Annotated in this window: 12 protein-coding genes; 6 read left to right on the top strand and 6 right to left on the bottom strand. The window is 66.7% G+C overall.

The window, feature by feature from the left end:
• Positions 1-19: 19 nt before the first annotated feature.
• The 5 genes from HNE04_RS28410 to HNE04_RS13940 form a co-directional block, all read right to left on the bottom strand.
• Entirely contained in the window at positions 20-3,001 is a 2,982-nt protein-coding gene (locus tag HNE04_RS28410) for a fused MFS/spermidine synthase (protein ID WP_172219923.1), read from the bottom strand.
• A complete protein-coding gene (trmB, locus tag HNE04_RS13955; RefSeq protein ID WP_172220426.1) occupies positions 2,998-3,738 on the bottom strand; it encodes a tRNA (guanosine(46)-N7)-methyltransferase TrmB in 741 nt (246 codons plus the stop codon). Before trmB ends, HNE04_RS28410 begins: the two co-directional genes overlap by 4 nt.
• Positions 3,722-4,606 carry a tRNA glutamyl-Q(34) synthetase GluQRS gene (gluQRS, locus tag HNE04_RS13950; protein ID WP_328700327.1) on the bottom strand — a complete coding sequence of 295 codons (885 nt, stop codon included), beginning with the start codon at positions 4,604-4,606 and terminating at the stop codon, positions 3,722-3,724. The genes trmB and gluQRS overlap by 17 nt, the downstream gene beginning before the upstream one ends.
• Positions 4,607-4,708: 102 nt before the next feature.
• Entirely contained in the window at positions 4,709-5,764 is a 1,056-nt protein-coding gene (locus HNE04_RS13945) for an NAD(P)/FAD-dependent oxidoreductase (protein WP_172219918.1), read from the bottom strand.
• Positions 5,765-5,781: 17 nt separating this feature from the next.
• Positions 5,782-6,717: a LysR family transcriptional regulator gene (locus HNE04_RS13940; RefSeq protein ID WP_172219915.1), complete on the bottom strand. Its 936-nt coding sequence runs from the start codon at positions 6,715-6,717 to the stop codon at positions 5,782-5,784.
• A 126-nt stretch (positions 6,718-6,843) separates the two neighbouring features.
• On the opposite strand from HNE04_RS13940, the gene HNE04_RS13935 reads away from it, so the two are divergent.
• The 5 genes from HNE04_RS13935 to HNE04_RS13915 all read left to right on the top strand — a co-directional run bounded on the left by HNE04_RS13935 (position 6,844) and on the right by HNE04_RS13915 (position 10,658).
• Positions 6,844-7,545 carry a pirin family protein gene (locus HNE04_RS13935; RefSeq protein WP_172219912.1) on the top strand — a complete coding sequence of 234 codons (702 nt, stop codon included), beginning with the start codon at positions 6,844-6,846 and terminating at the stop codon, positions 7,543-7,545.
• 30 nt (positions 7,546-7,575) lie between these two features.
• Complete coding sequence (locus HNE04_RS13930) at positions 7,576-8,001, top strand: DoxX family protein (protein ID WP_172219909.1); 426 nt, start codon at positions 7,576-7,578, stop codon at positions 7,999-8,001.
• Between the two features lie 4 nt (positions 8,002-8,005).
• Positions 8,006-8,560 carry a flavodoxin family protein gene (locus tag HNE04_RS13925; RefSeq protein WP_172219906.1) on the top strand — a complete coding sequence of 185 codons (555 nt, stop codon included), beginning with the start codon at positions 8,006-8,008 and terminating at the stop codon, positions 8,558-8,560.
• Between the two features lie 15 nt (positions 8,561-8,575).
• Positions 8,576-9,472 (top strand): pirin family protein, encoded by an 897-nt coding sequence (locus HNE04_RS13920; RefSeq protein WP_172219903.1) that lies wholly within the window; start codon positions 8,576-8,578, stop codon positions 9,470-9,472.
• Between the two features lie 490 nt (positions 9,473-9,962).
• The gene (locus HNE04_RS13915) at positions 9,963-10,658 is read left to right on the top strand and encodes a DUF599 domain-containing protein (RefSeq protein WP_172219901.1); all 696 of its coding nucleotides are present in this window, start codon (positions 9,963-9,965) and stop codon (positions 10,656-10,658) included.
• Here the strand turns inward: HNE04_RS13915 and HNE04_RS13910 are convergent, their stop codons facing one another.
• On the bottom strand, positions 10,659-11,399 hold the full coding sequence (locus HNE04_RS13910) for a sulfurtransferase (protein WP_172219898.1): 741 nt from the start codon (positions 11,397-11,399) through the stop codon (positions 10,659-10,661).
• Positions 11,400-11,452: 53 nt separating this feature from the next.
• Between HNE04_RS13910 and dnaE the strand changes: the two genes are divergently transcribed.
• Positions 11,453-14,911, top strand: a complete 3,459-nt coding sequence (gene dnaE / locus HNE04_RS13905) for a DNA polymerase III subunit alpha (protein WP_172219895.1) — start codon at positions 11,453-11,455, stop codon at positions 14,909-14,911.
• Positions 14,912-14,917 lie beyond the last annotated feature (6 nt).

Here is a 14,917-nt window from a genome sequence, read left to right as displayed (position 1 = left end):
CTCGTTGCTGTTCGCTATATCACGGCGCGCGAACTGGCGCCGAGAGGGCGGAGGCGAGGTAGCGAAACCACGGCAGTTCCATCTGTTCCGCGCGCACCACCGCTCCGGCTTGATCGAGCAGGTGCTTTGCGTCCGCGTGCTCGCCGAGCGCGAAGCGCGCGCCGATAGCGGCCAGTACCTGGTATTCGAGCTGGCGCTGGCTGCCCGGTGAAAGTGCCAGCAGCTGGTCGGCGCGCTCGCGCGTGGCGCGAGCGTCGCGGCTGCCCACGGCGCGGAACAGTTCGAGCCACAGCGTTTGCTCAGGGGTGAACTGGCGTGCACAGCGCCCGTTCAGAGCCTCGGTCCACAAGGCCGCGGCCTGCTGGGGACTGAGGCCCGGATTGACCTCGCTGGCGACAGTGATCGCCGCGTCCCATCTGGTCTGGTGGCTCATCGGCTGGCATCCCCATAGCCACGCGCGCACGATCTCGTAGTCCTGTTCGTGCTGCCCCAGGTACGTGCGCTGCGCGGGCGTCAGGGATTCTCCGCGCAGCAGGCGGCTGCCGTGCCACGCGCCCGCCAGGTCGTTCAGCTTGCGCGGCATGGTCGGCAGGGCGCTGTCGATCGTCCCCAGATAGGCGGGCACCGGCTTGCCGAACTCCAGGAACGGGATGGGCGACACATGCATCTGGAACATCGCGTCGGCGCGCGCCGACATGAAGCGGTCACGGGCGGCCCGGTTGTCCACGTAGGGGGAGAAGTCCGAATTCGCGGGCGCACCGTAGCCGCCCGAAAGCAGCTGGATGGTGGTGTGGTGCCCAGCCTCGTGCGCGGCCAGCCGCTCGACGCTGTCGATGCCGATGCGCCGCAAATGGCCGGCCATGCCGGCAGACGAAAACAGGTCCGGCGAAAGCTGGACCTTGCCGCCGTCGGCCCGCGCGACCAGGACCAGATCGGCAATGTTGGGCGCATAGACCTTGTAGTCGGGGAAGGTCTTCGACAACGCCTTGATCACCGAGCCGACCATTTCGGGGCTGGCCTCGTACACATGAAACCACTGGACAAAATGACCTTGCGGCGCCAATTGCCGGGCGACGCCTTCATAGAACTGGGTGGTGAACAGCCCCGAGACGCCGCTGACCCAGGGATTGGACGGCTCCGAAACAATCAGGTCGTACTTCAACCGGGCGCGCGCCAGGTGGGCCCGCGCGTCGTCGATGACAATGCGGCTGCGCGGGTCGTCGAACACCGCGGCGTTGCGCGGCCGGAAATGCTGGGCCGCCGCGATGACCATCGGCTCGATCTCTATGGTGTCGACCGATTCGATGCGCCCCGACTCGAGCAGGACGGCCGAGGTGATCCCGGTGCCCAGGCCCACGACGGCGGCGCGCCTGGCCTGCGGATGGTGGGCGGGGCCCAGCGCGCCCAGCATGACGGTCGTGTGGTCGTCCGACGTCAGTCGGGCTCCGGCCGGGTGTGTGGCGCCATCAGACTTGCCGTTGGTCAGCAGGGTGCGCACGCCATCGCGGCGTTCCAGCACCGTGATGGACGCGGTGCGGCCGTCGCGCGAGAAGATCGCCTTGCTGTGGCCACTGAGGCGGGGCTCGCCGCTGCGGAAGACGCCGGAGGCGGTCTTTTCCACCGGAAGCGCCACCAGCAGCGGGATCCCCAGGACCAGCGCGAGCGAGACGCCAGCCGAGGCCAATGCCCAGGGCCGGCCGGACCATTTGGAGCGGAAGTGCCACAGGATGGCGGCGCCCAGCAGGATGTCGATGGCCGCGGCGGCGGCCAGCGTCCATTTGAGGCCGGCCGCGGGCATCAGCCAGAAGACGGTGGCCAGTACCCCCAGGATCGCCCCGAGGGTGTTGGCGCCGTAGGCACGGCCGATTTCCCGCTCACCGCCGCCGCGCTGGAGCAGCATGCTGGTGAGCAAGGGGAGTGTCATGCCCGCGCAGAACGTCGCCGGGAGCATCACGGCCATCGTCATCACCGCGCTCGCGCCCATGAAGAAGGCATAGGCTTCCCCGCTGCGTGAGAGGCCCTTCAAGGTGAGGGCCATCGCTTCGAAGCACCAGCTGTAAAGCGGCAAGGTCGCCACCGCCAGGACGCCCATGGCAATCTGCACGCCGGCCAGCATGCGCTCGGGCCGGGCGAGAGTGTCGATGCGTTTGCGTATCCACCAGGCACCCAGCGCCAGGCCGAGGATGAAGCTCGCCAGCATCAGCTCGAAGGAGTGGGTAGCGGCCCCCAGCACCTGGGTCAACATCCGGATCCAGACCACCTCGTAGACGAAGGACGACAGCCCGGTGACGGCGGCGACCAGCAGCAACCAGCGGCCCGTGTTGCCTGCGGGGCTGGAGGTCGCTCCGTGCACCGGTGCCACAGGTTCAGGGCCGGGCAGCCGCGTTACCAGGAAGGCCGCCAGCGCGGCCAACAGGTTCAATGCGCCCGAAACGAGCAGCGTGCCGGGCAGGCCGAGCGATGGAATCAGCAGGAAGCCCGACGCCAGAACGCCGAGCGCCGCACCCCCGCTGTTGAGAAAGTACAGGGTCGAAAGCCCGCGGCCGGGTTGAACGCCCATGCGCAGGATCCCGGCGCTCATTAACGGAAAGGTCGAACCGAGTAGTACGGCGCCGGGCAGGATGAGGACCGCGGCCAGGAGCCAGCCGGCCCAGCAGAGTCCATCGCCCTGACAGGCCGCCGGCAGCAGCCAGTCCATGGCCCAGCCGGAGGCCTTGACGAAGACAAAGTGGAAGCCGAATGCCATGACGGCCACCGCCGCCTCCACGATGGCATACACCAGGATGGGATTGCGGATGCGTTCCGATCGCAGGCTCGTCAACCAGGCGCCTAGCGCCATACCGCCGACGAAGATGATGAGAACTACCGCCTGCGCATAGGCCGCATGCCCCAGGATCAATTTCAGGTAGTGGGACCAGATGGACTCGTAGATCAGCCCACAGAACCCGGACAGCAGAAACACCAGGTAGAGAGCGCAGACGCGGGCGCGGGTGTTGTTCACCGTTGATCCTCTTTTCGGCGAAACACCAGGTCCCAGACTCCGTGGCCCAGTTTGAGGCCGCGGTTCTCGAATTTGGTGAGTGGGCGGTAGTGCGGGCGCGGCGCATAGTCGGGCGCCGTGTTCGCCAGTTGCGGCTCCGCGGACAGCACTTCCAGCATCTGCTGCGCGTAAGGTTGCCAGTCGGTTGCGCAATGGATGTAGCCACCTGGCTGCAGGCGCGAGACCAACCGTGCGATCAGCGCCGGCTGCACCAGGCGGCGCTTGTTGTGGCGCAGCTTGTGCCAGGGATCGGGAAAGAAGATGTGGACGCCCGCCAGGCTGGCTTCAGGCAGCATGTGCTCCATCACCTCCACGGCGTCGTGCTGCACGATGCGGATGTTGGCGAGGCCGTGCTCGCCGATGCGCTTGAGCAACGCGCCCACGCCGGGCTCGTGGACCTCGCAGCAAAGAAAATTATTCTCGGGCATGAGCGCCGCGATATGCGCCGTGGCCTCGCCCATGCCGAAGCCGATCTCCAGGATGGTGGGCGCGTCACGGCCGAAGGCCGCCTGGAAATCGAGCGGCTGCGGCTGGTAGGGCAGCAGGAAGCGCGGCCCGAGCTGCTCGAAGGCCTTGGCCTGGCCCGTCGTGGTGCGGCCCGCACGGCGCACGAAGCTGCGTATGGTTCTGGGATGGGCCACGCCATCGGGCGCAGCGGGTGGGGGAGGGGTCTTGCCGGGTTCAGTCACCCGGCAGATTGTAGGAGTCGCGCCATTGCGCCTGCCACGAGGCCAGCGCCTGCGCGGTCGAAAGCCGTTGCTCGGGCAGGCCGAGCACCTGGGCGGCGGCGTTGAGCGCCAGGAGTGGCCGGCTGGTATCCAGTGGCCGGGCGCCGTTCTGCTTGGAGAGCTTTTCGCCGTTGGGCCCCAATACCAGCGCGGTGTGCAGGTAGCCGGGCGTGGGCAGCCGCAGGGCTTGCTGCAGCACGATCTGGCGCGCCGTGTTGTCCGCGAGATCTTCGCCGCGCACGATCTGGGTGATTCCCTGTTGCGCATCGTCGACCACCACGGCGAGTTGGTAGGCCCACAGGCCATCGGCGCGCTTGAGCACGAAGTCGCCGACTTCGCGGGCCAGATCCTGCTGCTGCGCACCCAGCCTCCGGTCATGCCACTCGATGAGCCCCGGCTCGGTCTTGAAGCGCCAGGCACGGGCCGGGCGCCCGCCGAGGCCCAGGCGGCAGGTGCCGGGGTAGACCAGCTCGGCGTGCCGTGCGCGGGGATGGCCCTGGGCTGCCAGGGCCTCCTCGATGTCCTTGCGCGAGCAGGCGCAAGGGTAGGCCCGGCTCTCGCTCACGAGCTGGTCGAGCGCCGCCTGGTAGAGGGCGCCGCGCCGGGATTGCCATACCGGCTCCTCGTCGGGGACCAAGCCACAGGCGGTCAGCTGCTGAAGGATCGTTTCGGCCGCGCCGGGCGCGCACCGGGGGATGTCCACATCCTCGATACGCACCAGCCAGCGCCCGCCGTGGGCGCGTGCGTCCAGCCAGCTGGCCAGGGCCGCTACCAGCGACCCCGCATGCAGAGGCCCGGTCGGCGAGGGCGCAAACCGGCCGATGTATGTCGCCCCCACTCTAGTCATTGTGCCCCCACGCTTGTCACTTCGTGTACTGCGCTGCCCCCCGAGGGGGGCCTTCGCGTCTTGGGGCGGCCCGGCGACGCTCATGCTCCGCTCTTAACGGTCCGCGTGCACCTTCAGCGCGAGTTCGAGGCCGGAGACGAAAGCGTCTTCGACGCGATGGCCCAGGCACCAGTCGCCGCACAAACCCACACCGGCCTTGCCGTCCCACAGATGCGATTGCCCCAGCGGGGCCAGCGTCTTGGCCCAGCGCCAGCGGTGAACCTCGGCATAGCCTGGCTCCGCACGGATGCCCGTGACCTCGGCGAACGCCTTGAGCAGTTTGGCCTGCACCCGGGGCGCGTCGTCCTCGAGGTGCTCCTGCGACCACGCGGGGCTGGCTTGCACGGTCCAGCGTTCCACCGGGGCGCGCCTGGGCTTGGACGATTCGCGGGCAAGCCAGGCGATGCGATGGTGGGTGCTGAGGGCCGCGTTCCATTGGGGCCCCAGGTGCGTCAGCGAGGGTTGCACCGCCTGCGGAAACGCCAGCATCAGCGTCCAGCAGGGCGCCACCTCGACCTTTTCGATCTGTTGCGCCAGCCGCGGCGCCAGGTCCGATTGGCGCAGCAGGCCGCCGGCCAGCGCGCTGGGCACGGCGAGCAGCACGGAGTCGAACCCCGAGAACACATGCACCGAATCCTCGGGGCCGCTGGTTTGCAGCTGCCAGCGCTGGGGATCGAGCGCGTCGCGTTCGATGCGGGTAACCCGCGTCCGCAGTTCCAGATGGCCGGCGTCCAGCAGGGGCTGGGCCCAGTGACGGGCGATCGAATCCATGGCCTGCACGCCGACCCAGTGCGGCTCGCGCGAGGGCAGGGCCGCCTCGGCCACCCGGCCATGCGGGTCGAGCACGCGCACGGCGTTGGCGCTCCAGGGCTTGCGCAAGCCCGGCGAGACCGACAAGACCTTCTCGAAGCGCGCATCGCGCACCGTGAAGTACTGCGCCCCGTGGTCGAAGCTGCCGTAGGGCGTTTCGCAGCTGGACGTGCGCCCACCGGGGGCGTCGCCCTTTTCAAGCACCGTCACCCGGTGGCCGGCCTGGGCCAGCGTCCGGGCGCAAGCGAGGCCCGCGATGCCCGCGCCGATCACGGCGATGTTTCTTAGTTGTTTAGCCATTGCGGTTCATTGTCGCATCACGCCCTGGTATGCCGCCCAAGCAGGGCACGCCGGGTCGCCGGGCTTTCGAGCTGTCCCAGCCACCATTGCAGCGCGCGGCCCGGCACCGCATTGCTGCGCCACGCGTAGCTCACGCGCGTCACGCGTGACGCGCGCTCGACTTCCTTGACGACCAGGCGGCCGCTCTCCACATAGGGGCGCGCCATCGGCTCGGGCACGAAACCGCCGCCCAGCCCCCGCAATTGCGCATCGAGCTTGGCCTCCATGGTGGGCACGGTAAGCACATCCTGGCCGGCCAGAAGGCCCAGCGTGAGCGCGGTGCCCCGCTGCACTGAATCGGCCACGGCGATCGCCCGGTGCTTTTGCAGCAGGTCGTCCTTCAGCGGGCCCTTGGCTGCTGCAAGCGGATGGTGCGGCGCCACGGCGTACACGAAGGCGAGCTCTCCCAGCATGGCGCTCTGGATGCCCGCGGCATTCCCCAGATCCAGGGAGACACCCAGGGCGAGGTCGGCATGCCCGGCCGTGAGCGCCTCCAGCGTTCCGGAAAGCGCCTCGTCGCGCAGGCGCAGGCGGGTCGTCGGCGCCAGGACGAAGAAGGCCTCGGCCAACTCCATGACCGTGGAGGAGGAGATCACCGTATCCATAGCGATGGTGAGCTGCGATTCCCAGCCCGTGGCGACCCGCTTGACGCGGTTCGCCACCGCATCGATTTCCGCCAGCAGCCGCCCGCCCTCGCGCAGGAGCTCGGCGCCGGCGTCGGTCAGGCGGGCCTGGCGCGAGCTGCGATCGAACAGCAGCACGTCCAGGGCGTCCTCGATCTGCCGTATGCGGTAGGTGACGGCGCTGGGCACCAGACCGAGTTCGCGGGCCGCGGCGGCGAAGCTGCCCGCCTGAGCCACTGCCTGCAGCAGGGCCAGGGCGTCGGGAGTCAAGACTTCACGCGGGGTTTGCATGGATGGGCAGGGTGGGAGCTAGCGTTCAGATTTTTTGAATGATGCCATCAAATCCGGGTGATGCGCTGACAGCGCGTTCGCCCCTACATTGACGACATCGAACGGTTTTTTGAAAGGGCCAGAACCATGTTGACCTTGCGCAAATCCCAGGAACGCGGCTACGCCGACCACGGCTGGCTCAAGTCCTTTCACAGCTTTTCATTCGCCAACTACTACGACCCCGAGTACATGGGTTTCGGCAACCTGCGCGTGATCAACGAGGACCGCATCGCCCCCGGCACCGGCTTTGGCACCCATGGCCACCGCGACATGGAGATCATCAGCTACGTGCTGGAGGGCAACCTGGCCCACAAGGACACGCTGGGCAACATTAAGGGCATTCCGCCCGGCGACGTGCAGCGCATGAGCGCCGGCACCGGCGTGCAGCACAGCGAGTTCAACCACGCCAAGGACCAGACCACGCATTTCCTGCAGATCTGGATCGAACCCAACGTGACCGGCATTCCGGCCAGCTACGAGCAGAAGACCTTCGCCGAGAGCGAGAAGCGGGGCCGCCTGCGCCTGGTGGCTTCGCCGGATGGCGCCGAAGGTTCCGTCCTGATCCACGCCGACGCCCGCGTCTATGCCGGGCTCTTCGATGCCGGCGAGAGTTTCAGCCAGAGGCTCGATCCGGCGCGCAAGGGCTATGTGCACGTGGTGCGCGGCGAGCTCGAAGTGAACGGCAAGCGGGTGGTGGCGGGTGACGCGGCCATGCTCGAGAACGAGGCCGAAGTCACGTTCACCGGCGGCAAGCAGGCCGAAGTGCTGGTGTTCGACCTGGCTGACTGATTTTTCTTCAACCACAATAAAGGAGTCCCGATGACCCCCTCCACATCCACATCCGCACAAGACACGCTGGCCCTGATCGGCCGCGCGCTCGTTGCATGGCTCTTCATACCGGCCGGCTACGGCAAGATCGCCGGATTCGCCGGCGTAGCCGGGTACATCGCGGCCAAGGGCCTGCCGTTGCCCGAGGTCGGTGCGGCGATCGCCATCGTCGCCGAGCTGGGCCTGGGGCTGCTGGTCCTGTTCGGCTTGAAGACACGCTGGGCGGCGCTGGGGCTGGCCATCTTCCTGGCCGTCATCACGCCGATCTTCCACAACTATTGGGCCGTTGAAGCTGCGCAGCAAATGATGCAGAAGCAGGCCTTCGACAAGAACATCGGCGTGCTGGGCGGGTTGCTGGTGCTCGCCGCTTTCGGCGCCGGGCGCTGGAGCCTCGACGGCAAGCGCGGCAGGGCCTGAAGCCATGGCACGCATCGCGGTCGTCTATCACTCCGGCTACGGCCACACCCAGCGCATGGCGCAAGCCGTGGCCGAAGGGGCCAACGGCGAACTCGTCCCCATCGATGCCGAGGGCAACTTGGCCGCCGGTGGGTGGGAGCAGCTCAAGGCGGCCGATGGCATCATCTTCGGCACGCCCACCTACATGGGCAGTGTGAGCTGGCAGTTCAAGAAATTCGCCGATGCCTCCTCCAAGCCCTGGTACGCCCAGGAATGGAAGGACAAGGTGGCGGCCGGTTTCACCAACAGCGCCGGCATGAGCGGCGACAAGCAGGGCACGCTGACGACGCTGTTCACGCTGGCGATGCAGCACGGGATGATCTGGGTCAGCCAGGGCCTGATGCCCGCCAACACCAAATCGGCCAAGCGCGACGACGTCAACTACCTGGTTTCTTACAGCGGAGCCATCGCGCAGTCGCCGTCGGACGGCGGAACGGGGGACATGTCGGCCGGCGATCTGGCAACGGCGCGGCTGTTCGGAAAGCGCGTGGCGGACATCGCCACGCGGTTGAAAGGCTAAGAAAGGAGAGGCGTCATGGCGATACAGCTGCAGCTCACGGGGAATGAGAAAGACCTGGGGGGCGGATTCAAGGTCCGCCGGTTGCTGCCGGCGGCGCGGCAGCGAAGCGTCGGCCCCTTCATCTTCTTCGACCACTTCGGGCCGGTGACCGAGTTGCCGGGCGCGAACCACGACGTGCGCCCGCATCCGCACATCGGCCTGGCCACGGTGACCTACCTGTTCGACGGCGCCATGATGCACCGCGACAGCCTGGGTACCGAGCAGCTCATAGAGCCGGGCGCCATCAACTGGATGACGTCGGGCCGGGGCATCGTGCATTCGGAGCGCAGGCCGGACGCGCTGCGGGGCAAGAGCTACGTCAACCACGGCCTGCAGCTGTGGACTGCCCTGCCTCTTGATCACGAGGAAGACGAGCCCTCGTTCTCGCACACGCCGGCTTCGGCCATCCCCGAGGTAGCGCTCGGCGACGCCAAGGTGAGGGTGCTGATCGGCCAGGCCTTCGGGGCTTCGTCTCCCGTGGCCGTGTTCTCGCAGACCCTGTACCTTGACGTGACACTGCCCGCAGGCGGGTCCATCGAGCTACCTGCGCTGGCGCCCGAGTTGGCGCTCTTTCCCGTGCTGGGGGAGGTGTCGGTGGATGGCGAACTGCTCGCTCCGCAGGCGATGGCGGTGCTGCAGCCGGGGGCGTCCACGGTGGTCACAGCCGGCGGGCCGGCACGCTTCGTCGTGATCGGCGGTGAGCCGCTGGATGCCCCGCGCCACATGTGGTGGAACTTCGTTTCCAGCCGCAAGGAACGCATCATCGAAGCCAGCGCCGACTGGGAAGCCCAGCGCATGGGCCAGGTGCCGGGCGAGCACGAGTTCATCCCGTTGCCGCCGACGCGCTTCACTCCGCCGGAACCGCTGTCTTAGAGGTCTGTTCGCCGGCGCTCATTCTTTCGCTCGATGCGACCCGCAATCCAGCTGTTGCGCGCCAACACCTCGCGGCAAGGCTGTGCGCCGGTTGGCTGCGGCGCGCCAGCCAAGTCCGAGCGAAGCCGCGTGTGGACGGGCTGGGGCGCGCAATCAGGGCTGCCCGAGGCGTCGGGGAATGGACTTGCGGGCGTTGCGCGTGATCAGCGCGCGGGCCTCTCCGGAGTGCGAGGACAGTCCACGATGAGTCCGAAGCCCGCAAGTCCGTTCCCCGGCGCCGCTTTCGCGCCTTGAAAAGGCGCGGAACGGGCTGACCGCGCGTCACAGCCCGCCCACACGTGGCTTCGCCGCCCGCCCGCAGGCCGGCAACAGCAGCGAACCGCCGCGACCATGGGTCCCGGGGCAAGCTCACATCCACGAGCAATTGCCAGCGCTCTGAAATCTCGGACAGTAGCGGGTCAAGCCCGCAATGACAATCTATGATGCGCCCATGCAAGTCCTCACCCTGCTGCCCTGGTACGACTGGCTGGCCGTAGTCTGGCTCTTTTCGGCCTGGGCAGGCTACGCGTGGTTCGCGCGGCACTGGGGCGTGCGCCGGGCGTCGCTGCTGGCCACGACCAACCGTTACCGCCGCTACTGGATGCTGCAGGCGACGGGGCGGGACCCGCGAGTGCTGGACGGGATCATCATCCAGAGCCTGTCCAGCAGTCCCTCGTTCTTTGCCTCGGCGACGATCATCATCATGGGCGGCCTGCTGGCGCTGCTTGGCACCACGGACAAGGCGGCGGAGTTCGTGCGCGAGATTCCCTTCGCGACCCGCACCACGATGGTGGTGTTCGAGCTGAAGGTGCTGGTGCTGCTGGGCATCTTCGTCAATGCCTTCTTTCGCTTCACCTGGTCGATGCGCCAGTACACCTTCGGGGCGTTGGTGCTGGGCTCCATGCCCCCGCCGGAAGACTTTGCCCAAAACAAGTTCGAGCGCGAGCATTTCGCCGACCGGGCCGGCAAGCTGCTGGGCATGGCCGCCGAGACATTCAACGACGGCATTCGCGCCTACTATTTCTCGTTCGCCGCAATTGCCTGGTTCTTCTCGCCACTGATCTTTGCCGTGGCCACGGCGCTGGTCGTGGGCGTGCTCTACACGCGAGAGTTCCACTCCGAGGTGCTGCACGCCCTGCGCGACTGATCAGCTTTCCCTTGCTGGGTCGAGCTCAGGGTCCAGGGCTTCGCGCTCGTCGAAGACGAAGCAGTTGCCCTTGAAGTGGGCCCCACCGGTTTCTTCGAAGTATTTGAGGATGCCGCCATCCAGCTGCCACACGTGGTCCAGCCCGGCTTCGCGCATGTAGATCGCCGCCTTCTCGCAGCGGATGCCGCCGGTGCAAAAACTCACCACGGTCTTGCCTTCGAGCTGCGCCTTGTGGGCGTCGAAGGCCGCGGGGAAATCGCTGAATTTCTTCAGGCCCCAATCGACAGCGCCTTCGAAAGTGCCGTGATCCACCTCGAACGCGTTGCGGGTATCCAACGTGACGACGGGGCGTCCTTCGTCGTCGTGCCCCTGGTCGAGCCAGCGCTTGGCGGTGGGCCCGTCGATGGCGGGCGCGCGGCCCTGGGCCGGCTGGATGGCGGGGTGGTTCATGCGGATGATCTCGGGCTTGACCTTGACCAGCAGCTTGCGAAACGGCTGCCGGTCCGACCAGCTCTCCTTGGCCTGCAGGTCGGCAAAGCATTCATCTGCTTGCAGTTGACCGAGAAATTCGTGCACCGCATCAGGGTCGCCTGCCAGGAACAGGTTGATACCTTCTTGCGCCAGCAGGATCGTGCCCAAAAGGCCCAGCGAGGAGGCGCGGCTCGACAGCGTCTCCCGAAGCACCTGGGGGTCTTCAATCGTTACGAAACGATAGGCGGAAATATTGAGGACGGAATTCACGGTCGCTCATTTTAGGAAACTGTCAAGGGCCGCGCCCTTTCTACAATGCGTGCATGTTCGTCCATTTGCGCCTGCACACCGAGTTTTCCATCGTCGACGGCACCAACCGCATCGACGAAACCATCAAGGCGGCGGCGGGCGATCACCAGCCCGCCCTCGCCATCACCGACCTGAACAACCTGTTCGGCGCCATCAAGTTCTACAAAGCCGCGCGTAGCGCCGGTGTCAAGCCGATCATCGGCGCCGAAATCCTGCTGCAGGGCCTGGCCAAGGACGCGACCATGCTGTCGCGCATGGTGGTTCTGGTGCAGAGCAAGCAGGGTTACCTGAATCTGTGCGAGCTGCTGGCACGCGCCTGGACGCAGAACGTCGTGAAGGCGCAGGCCGTCTGCAAGCTCGAATGGCTGCGCGAGTACGGCCAGGGCCTGATCGTGCTCTCCGGCGCCCAGGCCGGCCCGGTGGGCCAGGCCCTGGTGCAAGGCGATCCCCAGCGCGCCGGTGACATGGCGCTCGAGCTGGCATCGATCTTTCCGCATCGCTTCTACATCGAGCTGCAGCGCGCCGGCCGTCCCGACGACGAGGCCCATGTGGCCGCTGCCGTGCAGCTGGCCGCGCGACTCAACCTGCCGGTGGTCGCCACGCATCCGGTGCAGTTCACCACCGACGAAGACTACGAGGCCCACGAGGCGCGCGTTTGCATCTCCGAGGGCGAGATCCTGGGCAACCAGCGGCGGGTGCGCAAGTTCACGCGCGAGCAGTATTTCAAGCCGCAGGCCCAGATGGAACAGTTGTTCGCGGATGTGCCCGCGGCCGTGGCCAACACGCTGGAGATCGCCAAACGCTGCAACCTGGTGCTGGAACTGGGCAAGCCCCGGCTGCCGGATTACCCCACGCCGAACGGCATGCCGATCGACGAGTACTTCCGCTTCGCCTCGCACGAGGGCCTGAAGGAGCGGATGCAGCACCTGTACCGGGATGCGGCGCAGCGCGACAAGGAGATGCCGCGCTACGTGCAGCGGCTGGAGTTCGAGATCAACACCATCCTGAAGATGGGGTTCCCCGGCTACTTCCTGATCGTGGGCGATTTCATCAACTGGGCCAAGAGCCATGGCTGCCCGGTAGGGCCGGGACGGGGTTCGGGCGCCGGCTCGCTGGTCGCCTATTCGCTGAAGATCACCGACCTCGATCCGCTGCAATACAACCTGCTGTTCGAGCGTTTCCTCAACCCGGAGCGGGTGTCGATGCCCGACTTCGACATCGATTTTTGCCAGTCCAACCGCGACCGTGTCATCGACTACGTCAAGGACAAGTACGGCAAGGAGGCCGTGAGCCAGATCGCGACCTTCGGCACCATGGCGGCGCGCGCCGCCATCCGCGACGTGGGCCGGGTGCTGGACATGAGCTACACCTTCTGCGACGGCATCAGCAAGCTGATCCCCAACAAGCCGGGCCAGCACATCACGATCGCCGATGCCATCAAGGCCGAGCCTATCCTCGCGGAACGGCTGCAGCGCGAAGACGAGGTCAAGACCTTGCTGGCGCTGGCTCAGAAACTGGAAGGCCTGACCCGCAACGTCGGCATGCACGCCGGCGGCGTGCTGATCGCGCCGGGCAAGCTGACCGACTTCACCCCGCTGTACCAGCAGCCGGGCAGCGACTCGGCCGTGAGCCAGTACGACAAGGACGACGTGGAGGCCGCCGGCCTGGTGAAGTTCGACTTCCTGGGACTGGCCACCCTCACGATCCTGGAGATCGCCAAGGACTTCATCCGCGCGCGCCACAAGGGCCAGGAAGAGTTCGCGTTCGAGAACATCGCGCTGGACGACGCGCATACCTACAAGCTGTTCGCCGACGGCAAGACCGAGGCGGTGTTCCAGTTTGAAAGCCGCGGCATGCAGGGCATGCTGCGCGATGCCAAGCCCACCCGGCTGGAAGACCTGATCGCGCTCAACGCCCTGTACCGCCCGGGTCCGATGGACCTGATCCCCACCTTCGTGGCCCGCAAGAACGGCCGCGAGCAGGTGGAGTATCCGCACCCGCTGGTGGCCGAAATGCTGTCGGAGACCTACGGCATCATGGTCTACCAGGAGCAGGTGATGCAGACCGCGCAGATCCTGGGCGGCTACTCGCTCGGCGGCGCCGACCTGCTGCGCCGCGCCATGGGCAAGAAGAAGGCCGAGGAGATGGCCGAGCACCGTCAGATCTTCCGCGATGGCGCGGCCAGGAACGGCATCGTCGAGGAAAAGGCCGACGAGATCTTCGACTTGATGGAGAAGTTCGCGGGCTACGGCTTCAACAAGTCGCACGCCGCCGCCTACTCGCTGCTGGCGTATCACACCGGCTGGCTCAAGGTCCACTACACGGCCGAGTTCTTCTGCGCCAACATGACGGTGGAAATGGACGACACCGACAAGCTCAAGGTGTTGTTCGAGGATGCGCAGAAGAATTTCGGGCTCACCTTCGAGCCGCCCGACGTCAACCGCGGGGTTTACCGGTTCGAGCCGGTTTCGGACAAGGTCATCCGCTACGGCCTGGGCGCCGTCAAGGGAACCGGCCAGCAGGCGATCGACGCGATCGTCAGGGCGCGCGAAGAGGGTGGACCCTTCACCAGCCTTTATGACTTCTGCGTCCGGGTGGACCGCACGCGGATCAACAAGCGCACGGTCGAAGCATTGATCAAGGCCGGCGCTTTCGACGCACTGCAGCTGAATCGCGCATCCATGGTGGCCTCGATCGATCGCGCTTTCGACTTCGCCAACGCCACTGAAGCCAACGCCAACCAGGGCGGGCTGTTCGACATGGGCGATTCGCACGCGGCCAGCACGCAGGAGCCGCCGCTGGTGGAGGCCATGCCCTGGGGCGTGAAGGAGCGGTTGACCCTGGAGAAGACGGCTGTCGGCTTCTATCTGTCGGGGCACCTGTTCGACGAAGTGACGCTCGAAGTGCGGCGTTTCGTGAAGCGCCAGATCGACGATTTGATCGACACGCGCGAGCCCCAGCTGCTGGCCGGCATCGTGAACGATTTCCGCGTGATCAACGGCCAGCGCGGCAAGCTGGCGCTGTTCAAGCTCGACGACAAGTCCGGGATGATCGAGGCCACGGCGGACGAGGGCGTGATCAACGCCAATCGCCACCTGCTCAAGGACGATGAACTGATCATCGTGATGGCCAAGATGCAGCCTGATCGCTTCTCCGGCGGCTTTCGCCTGAGCATCACCCAGGTGTGGGACCTGGCCACGGCGCGTTGCCGCTTCGGCAAGTTCCTGCGCGTCGCCGTCAACGGCAAGGCGCCGGACATCAAGCGCCTGGTGCGGGAGTTTCCGCCCAAGCGGGAAATCTCCGAGCAGGGTGAGCTGGTGCGCGGCCTGGGCGTGCGGCTTTGGCTGAAACGCGATGCAGCGGTCGCCGAACTGCAGCTGGGCGAGGAAGCGAAATTCTTTCCCAGCGATGCGGCGCTGGCGAGCTGGATGGCCCAAGCCGACCAGGGCCGTGCCCAGATCGTCTACGAGTAGAGCAGG

This window comes from Caenimonas soli (genome assembly GCF_013155545.1).
Classification (GTDB): domain Bacteria; phylum Pseudomonadota; class Gammaproteobacteria; order Burkholderiales; family Burkholderiaceae_C; genus Ramlibacter; species Ramlibacter soli.
Note: the sequence above shows the minus strand (reverse complement) of the source record. Positions and strands in the feature narration are given on the sequence as shown.

Coding starts and splice junctions, on each gene's coding strand:
- HNE04_RS13930 (WP_172219909.1), top strand. CDS start 7,576: ATGACCCCCTCCACATCCACATCCGCACAAGACACGCTGGCCCTGATC.
- HNE04_RS13920 (WP_172219903.1), top strand. CDS start 8,576: ATGGCGATACAGCTGCAGCTCACGGGGAATGAGAAAGACCTGGGGGGC.
- dnaE (WP_172219895.1), top strand. CDS start 11,453: ATGTTCGTCCATTTGCGCCTGCACACCGAGTTTTCCATCGTCGACGGC.
- HNE04_RS13940 (WP_172219915.1), bottom strand. CDS start 6,717: ATGCAAACCCCGCGTGAAGTCTTGACTCCCGACGCCCTGGCCCTGCTG.
- HNE04_RS13935 (WP_172219912.1), top strand. CDS start 6,844: ATGTTGACCTTGCGCAAATCCCAGGAACGCGGCTACGCCGACCACGGC.
- HNE04_RS13945 (WP_172219918.1), bottom strand. CDS start 5,764: ATGGCTAAACAACTAAGAAACATCGCCGTGATCGGCGCGGGCATCGCG.
- HNE04_RS13925 (WP_172219906.1), top strand. CDS start 8,006: ATGGCACGCATCGCGGTCGTCTATCACTCCGGCTACGGCCACACCCAG.
- HNE04_RS13915 (WP_172219901.1), top strand. CDS start 9,963: ATGCAAGTCCTCACCCTGCTGCCCTGGTACGACTGGCTGGCCGTAGTC.